10 protein-coding genes, 1 tRNA gene and 1 pseudogene are annotated in these 11705 nt (G+C 72.8%); 3 read left to right on the forward strand and 9 right to left on the reverse strand.

Going from position 1 to position 11705, the window contains the following annotated elements; translation table 11 throughout:
* Nucleotides 1-101: 101 nt before the first annotated feature.
* The 5 genes and pseudogenes from FHS34_RS12260 to FHS34_RS12280 all read right to left on the reverse strand — a co-directional run.
* Nucleotides 102-1703 (reverse strand): TROVE domain-containing protein, encoded by a 1602-nt coding sequence (locus FHS34_RS12260; protein ID WP_184964121.1) that lies wholly within the window; start codon nucleotides 1701-1703, stop codon nucleotides 102-104.
* A gap of 479 nt (nucleotides 1704-2182) precedes the next feature.
* Complete coding sequence (locus tag FHS34_RS12265) at nucleotides 2183-2584, reverse strand: VOC family protein (RefSeq protein ID WP_184964123.1); 402 nt, start codon at nucleotides 2582-2584, stop codon at nucleotides 2183-2185.
* Nucleotides 2581-3081: a cupin domain-containing protein gene (locus FHS34_RS12270; RefSeq protein ID WP_225817370.1), complete on the reverse strand. Its 501-nt coding sequence runs from the start codon at nucleotides 3079-3081 to the stop codon at nucleotides 2581-2583. The genes FHS34_RS12265 and FHS34_RS12270 overlap by 4 nt, the downstream gene beginning before the upstream one ends.
* 67 nt (nucleotides 3082-3148) lie before the next feature.
* The gene (locus FHS34_RS12275) at nucleotides 3149-4381 is read right to left on the reverse strand and encodes an MFS transporter (RefSeq protein WP_184964127.1); all 1233 of its coding nucleotides are present in this window, start codon (nucleotides 4379-4381) and stop codon (nucleotides 3149-3151) included.
* An 87-nt stretch (nucleotides 4382-4468) separates the two neighbouring features.
* Nucleotides 4469-4930 (reverse strand): annotated as a pseudogene (locus FHS34_RS12280) (malonic semialdehyde reductase); the annotation flags it as partial.
* 122 nt (nucleotides 4931-5052) lie between these two features.
* On the opposite strand from FHS34_RS12280, the gene FHS34_RS12285 reads away from it, so the two are divergent.
* Nucleotides 5053-5559 (forward strand): MarR family winged helix-turn-helix transcriptional regulator, encoded by a 507-nt coding sequence (locus FHS34_RS12285; RefSeq protein ID WP_184964129.1) that lies wholly within the window; start codon nucleotides 5053-5055, stop codon nucleotides 5557-5559.
* A 219-nt stretch (nucleotides 5560-5778) separates the two neighbouring features.
* Here FHS34_RS12285 and FHS34_RS12290 read toward each other — a convergent pair whose 3' ends face one another.
* From FHS34_RS12290 to FHS34_RS12305, 4 genes are all read right to left on the reverse strand, one after another.
* Entirely contained in the window at nucleotides 5779-8694 is a 2916-nt protein-coding gene (locus tag FHS34_RS12290) for an ATP-binding protein (protein WP_184964131.1), read from the reverse strand.
* 39 nt (nucleotides 8695-8733) lie between these two features.
* Nucleotides 8734-9501 carry an SDR family oxidoreductase gene (locus tag FHS34_RS12295; protein ID WP_184964133.1) on the reverse strand — a complete coding sequence of 256 codons (768 nt, stop codon included), beginning with the start codon at nucleotides 9499-9501 and terminating at the stop codon, nucleotides 8734-8736.
* A gap of 227 nt (nucleotides 9502-9728) precedes the next feature.
* A tRNA-Met gene (locus tag FHS34_RS12300) sits at nucleotides 9729-9805 on the reverse strand.
* Nucleotides 9806-9941: 136 nt separating this feature from the next.
* On the reverse strand, nucleotides 9942-10322 hold the full coding sequence (locus FHS34_RS12305) for a winged helix-turn-helix transcriptional regulator (protein WP_184964135.1): 381 nt from the start codon (nucleotides 10320-10322) through the stop codon (nucleotides 9942-9944).
* 149 nt (nucleotides 10323-10471) lie between these two features.
* On the opposite strand from FHS34_RS12305, the gene FHS34_RS12310 reads away from it, so the two are divergent.
* Nucleotides 10472-11122 carry an FMN-dependent NADH-azoreductase gene (locus FHS34_RS12310; RefSeq protein ID WP_184964137.1) on the forward strand — a complete coding sequence of 217 codons (651 nt, stop codon included), beginning with the start codon at nucleotides 10472-10474 and terminating at the stop codon, nucleotides 11120-11122.
* A gap of 252 nt (nucleotides 11123-11374) precedes the next feature.
* A complete protein-coding gene (locus FHS34_RS12315) occupies nucleotides 11375-11656 on the forward strand; it encodes a hypothetical protein (RefSeq protein WP_184964139.1) in 282 nt (93 codons plus the stop codon).
* The last annotated feature ends 49 nt before the right edge of the window (nucleotides 11657-11705 follow it).

Raw genomic sequence — 11705 nt, forward strand, 5'->3', positions numbered from 1 at the left:
TACCCCGAGTGACCTGCGATGGCGCCGTCCGGTCCGGCGCCTCGGCCGAGTCTGACCGAACAGGCCGGGATCAGGCCGGATCGCACCGGATCAGGCCGGGATCAGGCCGGATCCGTGGTCCACGGCCACGCGGCCTCGCGGCCGGCCTCGATGAGGCCGACCATCCGGAACGCGGCGTCCGTGAGGCCGCCGAAGGTGTGCCGGTGGGGCCCCGTCGGGCCGTGGGCGGGCCGGTATCCGGCGAGGTTCCACGTGTAGACCGGGATGTCGGCCGGGACCGGATCGGCGGGCCCGTCAGGACTGTCGGGGGCGGCCTGCTCGTCGGTGACGATCAGGACCCGGTCGTGTTCCCGGTAGTGGGTCCGCACCGCTTTCGTGGTGTAGGTGCCTCCCAGACCGTGGAACCGTTTCAGCACATGGAGCACCGGCTCGCCCGGCTCGAACGGCACCTGCCTGCTGTTCCAGCCGAACTCCACCAGATCCGCCTGCTCGGCCCGCATGGCCAGCGCGGTGCCGAAGACGGCCGCCGCGTCCGCCCGGGTCAGCTTGGACCGTTCGGAGACGGTGTCCCAGAACATGGAGTCGGACCGGTCGACCAGGATCAGGGTCCGGCCGGGCAGGGGCGGTACGTCGGCCAGGGAGTGGCCCAGCGCGTGTTCCAGCGCGGCTGCCCAGCGCTCGGGCCGCGCGTGCTGGTGGGCGGCCAGGTAGCGGAAGGGGAACTGCCGGGACCGGGCGACCTCGGAGGGGTCCGAGAGCCGTTCCGCGACCCGGGCCGCGACTTCGTCCGAGACTCCCGCCTCGTCGAAGTTCCGCAGGTTCCGCAGGAGCGCCATCGACCCCATCGTGGGAATCACGGCTTCCCAGACGCCGGCGTCCATCGGTCCCTGGAGCCATCCCGCCAGGGCCTCCCACGTCATGCCCGCCGCGGCCAGCCGCTCGGAGCCGCCCGGCCCGGTGACCACCGCCCGCCGCTCTTCGACGGCCGACTCCGTCAGCGCCCGGTGGGCGGTCAGCAGCCGGTCGGAGGCCGGCGGAACCGCCTGCTCGGGGTGGTGGCGACGGTCCAGCGCGTACCGGAACAGCGCGCCCTGCCAGGGCTTGTCCGGGTCGGGTGAGGCGTGCACCAGGTTGAGCACGTCGCCGAAGCGGAAAGCCCTGGACGCGGTGTCGTACTTGAGCAGGGACCGGGACGTGTACAGCCGGCGGACGCCGTCGGCGATGCCCCGCTTCACGGGCTGCGGCACGTTCCGCCCGTACGCCGAGATCCAGTGGGCGAGCAGTTCGCCGGGCTCGTCGGCGCGCTGGAGCACCGAGTCGATCACGGACCGGTTGGACGGGCCCCCGGACGCCCCGGCGTCGAGCCTGGCCCGCACATAGGCTGCGGCGCCCACCAGGGACGCCGTGCGCATGTTGGCCTCGCCACGAAGCCAGCTCAGCAGGCCCGCCGTCCACACGGGGTCCTCGACGGCGAGTTGACGGACGAGACGCGCGTACCGGCCGTCCCGCTCCTCACCGCTCTCGTAGAAGGTCTCCTGGGAGACGAAGTTGCCGACCGCGAGGAGGAAGAGTTCGTCGCGGGGCTCCCGGAGGAAGGCCGGGCCGACCTGATGGGTGCGCGGGTCCGGCCCCGCGGGCCTGGGGTGGGGCCGTGCTGTGGGCATCGCGCGGGCGGTCGCCGAAATGTGCGGGGCCACGAGCATCTCGGACCACATCTTGGAAACGCGCGGAGCGTGACGAGGCAGTGAATCCCCCTGGATTCAAGGGACGGGACGGCCCCGGCCACATGACCCGACGGGGGCGAAGACGGCCGCGCCCGCCGAGATCGAAGAAGGCTGCGGCATCACTTGGTTGTCAAAGGAAGTAGCCGCAGCCGAGCGCATCGGAGGCGCGGTCGCGACGCCAACCTACAAGGGTCACCGGAGCAGGCACCAGCGATTAACTGTGGACGCCCCTGCCACGAACGAGGTCGGCTGCGGACGCTCGGTTCAGGGCCCTGCCCGCCACGACCCTGGGGAAGTTGGACCGCTGCGGGAGCTCGACGGAGGCCTGGATGTGCCGCCCCGCGGTCACGCCATGCGCCCGTGCGGAGCGATCCGTCGGCTCCACGGCGCCGGCCCGCCCGCACCGGACGGCGCCGGTGCAGGCGGGCGGTCCGCCGTGCGACTGGGAGGTCGCGGGTTCAGACGGTCCAGGCGCGTGAGCACAGGACGAGCAGGTATCCGTCGGGGTCGGCGACGGTCACGCCGTACCGGTCCCAGTAGGGGTTGTGCGCGGGAACCCTGGTACCCCCCTGGGCCTCCAGGCGGTCGACCAGTGCTTGGTCCACCGGGGCGCCGAGGTAGACGACGAACAGGTCGTCCACCGTCGGGGTGGGCTCGAGCGGCCGTTCGGGGTCATGCGTGAGTTCGAAGTGCCAGGCGGCACCCGGCGGGCCGACCATCAGGAGGTCGTGCTCACCCGCGACACGCTCGGTGGATCGCCACAGGACGTCCAGGCCGAGACCGTCCACGTAGAAGCGCTCGGCGGCCGCGAGGTCCCGTGAGGGCCGGGCCACCCGGATCCGGGTCGTGGAGTCGATCATGCGGAACGCTCCAGGGCGGCGCGCCGGACCGGGCTGTCGACGTAGTGGTTGTCGAAGCGTTCCGAGGACTCGGCGATCTCCTGCGGGTCCGCCTCGCCGCGCATCACCCGGCCGAGCAGGCGCAGGTAGTCGAACCGGCCCATACCCGGGGTGAAGACGAACAGGACATCCGCTTCGCGGCCCGGGGCGGCCGCGAAGGCGTGCGGGGTGTGCGGCGGTACGGAGAGGAAGTCGCCCGCCTCGAGCACGGTGACCTCCTCGCCCACCAGGACCTGTAGGGCGCCGCTGATGACGAAGAAGAGTTCCGATGCCCGGGTGTGGAAGTGGGCGGGCGCCCCTGTCGCGCCCTTGGCGAAGGTGGACCGGTAGCTCGTGCAGCCGCCTGCGGTGCCGTCCGAGTCGGCCGGCAGAGTCATCACGCTGCTCGGGTCGGCACAGGTCTCGGCATCCGCGTGGCGGGTCAGCAGTGCCCCGAGCGGGGTCACGGTCGCGGGCATGGGGGGTGTTTTCTCTTTCATGAGTGCTCCTGACTGTGCGGGTGGGACGGGACTGGGGTGAGGCGTGTCAGCCGCCCAGCGTGATCAGGGCCGCGATCGCCGGGCCGAAGGCGCCGCCCAGCTGGTAGCAGAGGTTGAACAGACCGATCGCCGTGGGGCGCTGCGCCGCCGGCGCCGCCTGGGTGGCGTAGACCGCGAGCGTGGCCTGGCCCGCGCTCGTCGTGAAGACGGCCAGCGTCGCGACCAGCAGGAGCAGCGGTGCCCAGGGGGTCAGCACGGCGGTGAGCGGAGCCAGCGCTCCGACCGTGAGCAGGATCGTCAGGACCCGCGGGCGGCCCAGCCCGGCCGAGGCCGCGGCCAGCACCATGGAGAGCGCGGAACCCACGAGGAGGGCGACCAGTTGGCCGGTGCCGATCGTGGAGGTCGACCAGTCGGTACGGTCGCGCAGCAGCTGCGGGATGGTGAAGAGCAGCGTGAAGTACGAGGTCGCGAACGTGCACGCGATCAGGGCGGAGAGGGCGAAGGCCCGGGTGCGCAGCAGTGCCGCGGGGACGAACCCCGTGGGGTGGGACCGGATGTGCAGGGCCAGCAGCGCGGTCGACGTCAGCGCGGCGGCCACCGCCGGGAGCGGGTATCGCGGGACGAGGACCAGGGCCGTCGCCGTCAGGACCAGCAGGGCGGCACCCCGGCCGTCGAAGGGGGTGGTCTGCTCGGGTGCGGAGAGGTCGGCGCGGCGCATGACCGCCGGCAGGGCCAGGAGGGCGACCGCCCCGACGGCGAGGGAAGCCCGCCAGGAGGACGTGCCCGCGATCGCCGAGCCGAGCAGCGGTCCGACCGCGCCCAGCGTCCCGAAGCCCGCCGTGATCACCCCCATGCGGCGGACCGAGCCCGCCAGGCTCATCGCTGCGGTGACCAGGCCCGCCCCGCCGACCGCCTGAGCCGCCCGGCCCGTCATGGCCAGCGGCAGCCAGGGAGCCACGGCGACGACCGCGGTGCCGACCACGATCAGGAGCGCGCTCAGCCGGAGCGTGGCGCCGAGGCCGCGGCGGCGCAGCAGGGCCGCCATCAGCGGGGTGCCGACGGCCATGGCCCAGGCGAAGACCGTGACGAGCCAGGTCGCCGTGGCCGTACGGATACCGAGCGAGCCGGCCATGTCGGGCAGGATCAGGACCGGGCTGTTGGCGCTCGCGGCGACCGGTGCGGCCAGCAACGCCAGCCATGCGCACGGGACATGGGGCGAAGCCGGAGTGGCGGGGGCCGGCGCCTGCGCGGCAGGGCGGGGGCGGGCGAGCAGGGACAAGGCGGGCTCCGGGAGGTGAGGGGGTCGGCGTGGCGGGCTCGGGGAAGACGGGCGGGCGGTTCGGGCGGGCCCAGCGGCTCAGGCGGCTCAGACCGTGGTGACGACCTCGTGGTAGGCGAGCCGCGGCGAGCGCGGGAACCAGGCGTCCGCTCCGGGGCGGCCGATGTTCACGACCATCAGAGGCGTGTGGTCGTCGTCCAGGAACTCCTTCCGGACACCCGGGAAGTCGAAGCCGGTCATCGGCCCCGCGGCCAGTCCTGCCGCCCGCACGCCGAGGATGAAGTACGCCGCCTGGAGCGTCGCGTTGAGCAGCGCGGACTCCTCACGGACCGGGCGGTCGGCGAAGAGGAGGTCCTTGGCCTGCGGGAAGTGCGGGAGCAACGCGGGGAGCTCCTCATGGAACTCGTTGTCGGCGGCGAGGACCGCGATCAGCGGCGCGGCCGCGGTCTTGCGCCGGTTTCCCTCGTCCATGAGGTCCACGAGCCGCTCGCGGGCCTCTTCGGAGCGGACCAGGACCACCCGCAGCGGCGGCTGGTAGTACGAGCTCGGACATCAGGGGTGCTCCTGTCGTTCAGCCTTGATAATCTCAACGTTAAGATAAAACCAGTCCGACTCTCTCAACGTCAAGTGTCTTAACGTTGAGAAGATGTCCATCGAGAGGAGTGACGGCGATGAGCGATGCCGTGGACGCGATCATCGGCCAGTGGGCCGAGGAGCGCCCCGACGTGGTGGAGGATCTCTGGCCGGTACAGCTCTTCGGGCGGATCCAGCGGCTGGCACGGGTGGTCGACAAGTCCGCCAGGGCCGCGGCCGCCGCACACGGCGTGGAGCACGGCGAGTTCGACGTGCTCACTACGCTGCAGCGCTCAGGGCCGCCCTACACGCTCACCGCCGGGGCCTTCGTCAAGGCATCCATGGTGACCTCCGGTGCGATCACCAACCGCATCGACAAGATGGAGGCCAAGGGCCTGGTCGAGCGGGTACGGGATGACGACGACCGGCGCACCATCAAGATCCGCCTCACCGAACACGGGCACGAGATCACCCGGGCCGCCTTCGCCGACCATCTGGCGAACTACGCACAGCTGCTCGCCGACGTGGACCGCGGTGTGGTCGACAAGACCGCAGAGGGGCTCCGCCGAGTGCTGGAGAGCCTCGGCGACACCACCATCAAGTGACGACGGCCCGACAGACCGGGGACGCACGCGGTGAGCCGGATGTGCCGGCCGCCGTACCCCGTTCGCGACGCCTGCGGTGCGCGGCGTCCGACTGGGCCACCACCTCGGAGATCGGTACCTTGAGGTTCGTCATGCCTCAGACCTTCTACGGGAGCGCTCACCGCGGGCTCACGGCGAGCTCACCGCGCTCGCCGGCTCACCGCGGTGGAATGACCCGGCTCACCGGTCCGCGGCCACGGCCTCGAGGACGCACCCCACGGTCTTCTCGGACAACCCCAGCATGCGCAGCACCTCCGGGGCGCGCGCCCCGGCCGTGTCGGCGACCTCGGCGGCCTGCCGGTAGTGCTCGCGCGCCTTCGCGTGGTGGCTCCGGGCCGCGGCCACCCGGCCGAGGCCGATGAGCGTGCGCACCCGGGGGCCCAGGCTCTTGATCCAGTGCGGATCGATCCGCTCCAGCGCCTCGCTGTACAGCCGTTCCGCCTCCGCCAGGTCGCCCTCCTCCAGAGCGATGTCGCCGAGCCCGCGCAGCGCGGCCGCCAGGTAGGTGGAACTGCCGGCGCGGCGGGCGAGCGCGGCGGCGTTCGCATAGGCGGTACGAGCCCCCGCCGCGTCGTCCCCGGCGAGGTGATCGCCTCGGTTGACCAGCAGGTCGGCGCTGTCCTCCAAGGCATCGAGCCGTTCGGTGAGCACCAGGGCCTCGTCGGTGAGCCCGACCGCCCGTGTCCGGTCACCGCGCGCGCCGGCCACGCCGGCCAGCGTGTCCAGGGCCAGCGCCATGCCCCAGCGGTCGCCGAGCGAGCGGAATCCCTCCAGGGCCTGGCCGAAGGCGACTTCGGCCGCCGCGGGATCCCGCCGGCCGAGGTGCCCGAACCCCGAGACGTAATGGGCGGCGGCCCGCGTCCACGGCTCGGGACAGTCGCGCTGGGACGAGACCAGCGCGAATGCGTCCTGCGGGGACGGTCCGCCCGCGTTCCGCATCATCCACAGCAGCACGACGACCGGGTAGCGGCCCGAGCGGTCGCCGGGCCACGCGGCCGCCAGCGCTTTGCCGGCCGTCGCACGGTGCCGCTGCCACATCCGTTCCCCGGCGCCATCCGTCGCCGACGCCGCTCCGGCGAGCAGCACGCATGTCGCGTACTCCTCGCCGAGCCCGTCGGGGACCGCCTCACCCACCGAAGCGAGCAGTGCGATCGCCAGGGGCGCGACCGACGCGGACGCACCCCGGATCCAGAGGTAGTTGAACGCCGCGGCGAGCAGCTCGAAGGCGGTCTGCACGGCCGGCTCCTCGACCGCCCAGCGCAGCGCCGCCAGAAGATCCTCGTGCTCGGCGGCGACCACGGCCAGCCACTCCAACTGCTCGGCCCGCCGCAGATGCGGGTCGGCCGTCCGCACGAGCTCCAGCAGGCGCTGGGCGTGGGCGCGTCGCACGGACTCGCGTTCACCCGCCGCGTCGAGCCGTTCGGCACCGTACGCGCGGATCGTCTCCAGCATCCGGTAGCGGCCGCCCGCGACCTCCAGCAGCGACTTGTCGGCCAGAGCCTCCAGCGTCTCAGCGTCGGTGCCGCAGACCCGAACCGCGGACCGGGCCGTCGCGCCCCCGGCGAAGACCGTGAACCGCCGCGCGGCCCGCTGCTCGGGCTCGGAGAGCAGGTCCCAGCTCCACGCGACCACCGAGCGCAGCGTGCGGTGCCGCTCGTCCGCCGTGCGGTTGCCGCGGGCGCCGACGGCGAGGAGGTCGTCCAGCCTCCCCGCCAGGTCGTCGATGTCCAGGGTGCGCGACCGCGCCGCCGCGAGCTCGATGGCCAGCGGCAGGTCGTCGAGCGCCGCGCAGATGCGCCGTACGACCTCGGGGTCGGCGGTGAAGCCGCGCCGCACGGCACCGGCGCGCTCGGTGAACAGCCGTACGGCCGCGTCCTCGTCGAGCGGCCGCACGGGGTAGAGGTGCTCGCCGATGATGCCGAGCGGCTCCCGGCTCGTCGCCAGCACGCGCAGCCGCGGGCAGGCCGCCAGCAGCCGCGCCGCCAGCCCGGCGACCTCGTCGACAAGGTGCTCGCAGTTGTCCAGGACGAGCAGGAGCACCTGGTCGGACAGCGCCGCGATCAGACGATCGACCGGTGCCGTCGCGCCGCCGCCCATCTGGAGCCCGTTCTCACGCAGGCCGAGCGCGCCCAGCAGGGCATGCGGCAGGCCGGCGCCGTCGCGCAGCGGTGCCAGCTCCACGAAGCACACCTGGCCCGCGACGTCCGCGGCACCCGCGACCTCGACCGACAGCCGGGTCTTGCCGACGCCGCCCGGCCCGAGGAGGGTGACCAGCCGAGCCACCCGCAACGCCTCGGCGACCTCGGTCACCTCATCGGCGCGCCCGACGAAATTCGTCAGCTGCGCGGGCGGCGCTGCCGGCGACGCCGTCGGATCGGTGCTCAGCAGTTCCCGGTGCAGCGCCGTCAGTTCGGCCGAGGGATCGGCGCCGAGCTCGTCGGCCAGGTGCCGCCGGGTCGCCTCGAACACCACCAGCGCCTCGGCCTGCCCGCCTTCGGCGAACAGCGCCCGCATCAGCAGCCCCGCCAGCCGTTCACGCAGTGGATGGCGGCCGACCAGCTCGCGCAGTTCGGGTACGACCGCCCTGTGCTCGCCGAGCCGCAGCTCCGCTTCGATGCGGTCTTCGAGTGCCACGAGCCGACGTTCTTCCAGGCGCACGGCGACGGCCTGAGCCGTCTCGCTCTCGGGCAGGTCGGCCAGCACCGGTCCCCGCCACAGCTCCAGCGCCTCGTGCAGCAGCACGACCGCCCGTCCGGCCTCGCCGTCGGCGAGCGCCGCACGGCCCTCCCCGGCCAGGCGCTCGAAACGGAAGGCGTCCACATCGTCCGGATCGATCACGATCCGGTACCCCGCACCGGCCCGTTCGATCGCGGCTGCGGCGCCCAGTGCGGTACGGAGCCTGGACACCTGGGACTGCAGCGAATGCGCCGAAAGCGCCCCGGTGGGGGCGATCTCGTCAGCCAGCCGGTCCGTCGACACGACCTCTCCGGGGCGCACCAGCAGCAGGGCCAGCAACGCCCGTCGGGCCGGTCCGCCCAACGGGACTTCGTCGTCGTCGTGCCATGCTCGCGTCTCGCCGAGGATTCCGAACCGCATGCCGGAGATTATTCACCGGCACGCAGGATCCACGAAGGATCATGGAGCGATCGGGCCGAGAAAGGTCCCGCCCGACACGTCGATGGTCTGACCGGTCACCCAGCGGCCCTGTGGACCGGCCAGGAACGCGACGACGTCCGAGATGTCCTCCGGCTCGCCCAATCGCCCCAGCGCGGTGATCGACTCCAGCCCGGCCACCACCTCGGGGATGGAGGTGTAGCCCGCGGTCATGTCGGTCCGCACGGCGCCCGGCGCGACCGTGTTCACGGTGATGCCGCGGCGGCCGAGTTCGTTGGCCAGCGACGGTGCCATCGCCTCCAGCGCCGCCTTGCTGATCGTGTAGCCGATCTGCGTGGAGACCGCGAACCGGCTGGCCGTGGAGCCCATGTTGATGATGCGTCCGGCGTCGTTCAGCAGTGCCATCGCGCGCTGGACCACGAAGAACGGGGTAGCTACGTTGATCTCCATCAGCCTGCCGAACTCCTCCTCGGTGACCTGCGAGATCGGGTTGCCCGAGCTGATGCCCGCGTTGTTGACCAGGATGTCAAGGCCGGCTCCCGCCAGCCCCACGGTCAGTTCCTCGAACAGCCGGTCCACCGCGCCGGCCTCGCCGAACCGGGCCCGGATCAGGAACGCCCGGCCGCCCGCTTCCTCGATCCGCCCCACGACCTCCTTGGCCGCCTGCTCGTTGCCGCCGTAGTGGACGGCGACCAGCGCGCCCGCGGCCGCCAGCCGCAGCGCGACGGCCCGGCCGATTCCCCGCGAACCGCCGGTCACCAGTGCCGTCTTGCCGGTCAGAACGTTCATCGTCGCCCCCTGTCGCATGGCCGGTCCGCGGCGGATCCGGCGATGACCCCACAGTCGCGGCGAGGGCTCACCGGGAGCTCACCGCGGGCTCACCGGGCCACGCCGGCGCCAGTCTCCGCCTCCGCTTCTGGCAGGGAAGGGGCGTCACGCGCCCGCCGGTGGCGGCTGCTCGATGTCGGCAGGCTGGGGGGACGCAGAAGGGGCCCGCGTCTGCGGGCCCCTTCTTCTGGTAGCGGGGACAGGATTTGAACCTGCGACCTCTGGGTTATGAGCCCAGCGAGCTACCGAGCTGCTCCACCCCGCGTCGTTGATGCCACTCTACACGCTGGACAGCGGGCCTCCGGCCGGCCGTCAGCCACCGCCGGCGACGAAGGCGTCTGTCAGGTGGTGCCTCGGCCCGCTTCGACGCCGCGGACCCGGGCCGATCCTGACGAAGCCCTCTAGGCCCGTCGCTCCAGGGCCGTCTCGGGGCATGCGGCCGCCTCCGGCAGATGGGCCTTCGCCCACTCCGCGAGTTCACGGAGCGCGGGCTCCAGGGCGGCGCCGGCATCGGTCAGCCGGTAGGAGACGCGCAGCGGGGGGCCTTCGTCGACCTCGCGCACGACGAGGCCGGCGGCGCCGAGTTCGGCGAGCCGGTCGGACAGCATGCGTTCGCTGATCCCGGGGATCGCGCGCCGGAGGTCGGCGAAGTACGCGGACTGCTCCACCAGGACGGCCACGATCGGGCCGCTCCAGCGCTTGCCGAGCAGTTGGAAGACACGGGTGATGCCGTCGTCCACCCTCTTGCACGCCGCACTGTCGTGATTCTGCTCCGCCGCCATGGCATCAGGGTACTACTCCGCCGTAGGGGGCTGAAAAAAAGTAAGTCCGTGTGCTAAAAGTAGTCCAGTACGAAAAGTGAGCCAGGGCGCCTCGGCGTCCGGCCGCGTACACCCCTCATCGCTTCGCACAGCCCCTTACGGAGACCCCCATGGCCACCCTGCTGCACATCGATTCGTCCGTTTTCCCGACCGAGGCCTCGGCCTCCCGCGCCGTGGCGGAGGCCTTCCGCAAGCAGTGGGAGGAGCAGCACCCCGAGGGCACCGTCATCCACCGTGACCTCGCGGCCGAGCCCGTTGCGCATATCACCGCCGACGCGCACCTCGCCGGTTTCGTCCCCGAGTCCGCCCACACGCCCGGGCAGGCCGCCGCCTTCGCCGAGCGCGTCAAGCTGATCGAGGAGCTGGAGCGGGCCGACGCGATCCTGATCGGCGCCCCCATGTACAACTTCACGATCCCGTCGACCCTCAAGGCCTGGCTGGACAACGTGATCCTCATGGGCCGCACGGCGGGCGAGACCCAGTCCGCCAAGGGCACCCCCGTGACCGTCATCGCCAGCCGGGGCGGCTCCTACGCGCCGGGCACTCCCCGTGAGGGCTACGAGTACGTGCAGAACTACCTCAAGGCCGTCCTCGCCGACGCGCTCGGCCTGGACCTGGAGTTCATCGTCCCGGAACTGACCATGGCGTCGAAGAACCCGGCGATGGCCGACCTGGTCCCGCTGGCCGAGGCCTCCCACGACCGCGCCCTCGAAGCCGCGGCCACCAGGGCACGGCGGCTCGCGGAGCACATCGCGGCCTGACCGCCGGCATCGAGCCGGGTGGCGGGCGGTCACCGGGCCGCCCGCCGGTCACGCGGCGGACCGGCTCCCGCGCCCCCGCGCGGCGCGGTCGCCGCCCCGCCCGCCCGCCTGCCCGTCCGTCAGCCGGTGGACCGGTTCCCGTGCCCGGCGCGGGCCGCCGGCCCCCGGCCGCACGCCCGACACGGGGACACGGGCGTGCGACACCCGCGCGGTGCGGGGCGCGCCGGACAGGGTGATGGAAACCTGCGCCCCATGAACAACCCACCCAGCGTCAACAGCTATGTCGACCGTGTCACGGCCGGTCCCGGCGGGGCGATGACCGACGAGGCCGGCGTCGTCACCGGCGACCTCATCGTCGCGACCATCCTGCGTGCGGACGGCATCAGCGTGCGCGTCGCCGTCCAGCACTCCGGCAGCGAGACCTGGTACACCCTCTCCGGCAGCCCCGCCCCGGTGCCGTCGGGCCGGCTCGCGGCCTACCACCGCGATCTGCTCGGCCGCATCCGGCGGGGCGGCGGAACGCGCGCCACCTGAGCCGGGCCCGGCGGGACGGGCCGCCGGCGGGGCTCCCGCCACCACACAT

The organism is Streptomyces echinatus (assembly GCF_014203595.1).
Lineage (GTDB): Bacteria > Actinomycetota > Actinomycetes > Streptomycetales > Streptomycetaceae > Streptomyces > Streptomyces echinatus.

Excerpts from the sequence above, each read along its gene's own strand:
- FHS34_RS12295 (WP_184964133.1), bottom strand. The coding sequence starts at position 9,501 with ATGAACGTTCTGACCGGCAAGACGGCACTGGTGACCGGCGGTTCGCGG.
- FHS34_RS12265 (WP_184964123.1), bottom strand. The coding sequence starts at position 2,584 with ATGATCGACTCCACGACCCGGATCCGGGTGGCCCGGCCCTCACGGGAC.
- FHS34_RS12310 (WP_184964137.1), top strand. The coding sequence starts at position 10,472 with ATGGCCACCCTGCTGCACATCGATTCGTCCGTTTTCCCGACCGAGGCC.
- FHS34_RS12260 (WP_184964121.1), bottom strand. The coding sequence starts at position 1,703 with ATGCTCGTGGCCCCGCACATTTCGGCGACCGCCCGCGCGATGCCCACA.
- FHS34_RS12285 (WP_184964129.1), top strand. The coding sequence starts at position 5,053 with ATGAGCGATGCCGTGGACGCGATCATCGGCCAGTGGGCCGAGGAGCGC.
- FHS34_RS12315 (WP_184964139.1), top strand. The coding sequence starts at position 11,375 with ATGAACAACCCACCCAGCGTCAACAGCTATGTCGACCGTGTCACGGCC.
- FHS34_RS12290 (WP_184964131.1), bottom strand. The coding sequence starts at position 8,694 with ATGCGGTTCGGAATCCTCGGCGAGACGCGAGCATGGCACGACGACGAC.
- FHS34_RS12305 (WP_184964135.1), bottom strand. The coding sequence starts at position 10,322 with ATGGCGGCGGAGCAGAATCACGACAGTGCGGCGTGCAAGAGGGTGGAC.
- FHS34_RS12270 (WP_225817370.1), bottom strand. The coding sequence starts at position 3,081 with ATGCCCGCGACCGTGACCCCGCTCGGGGCACTGCTGACCCGCCACGCG.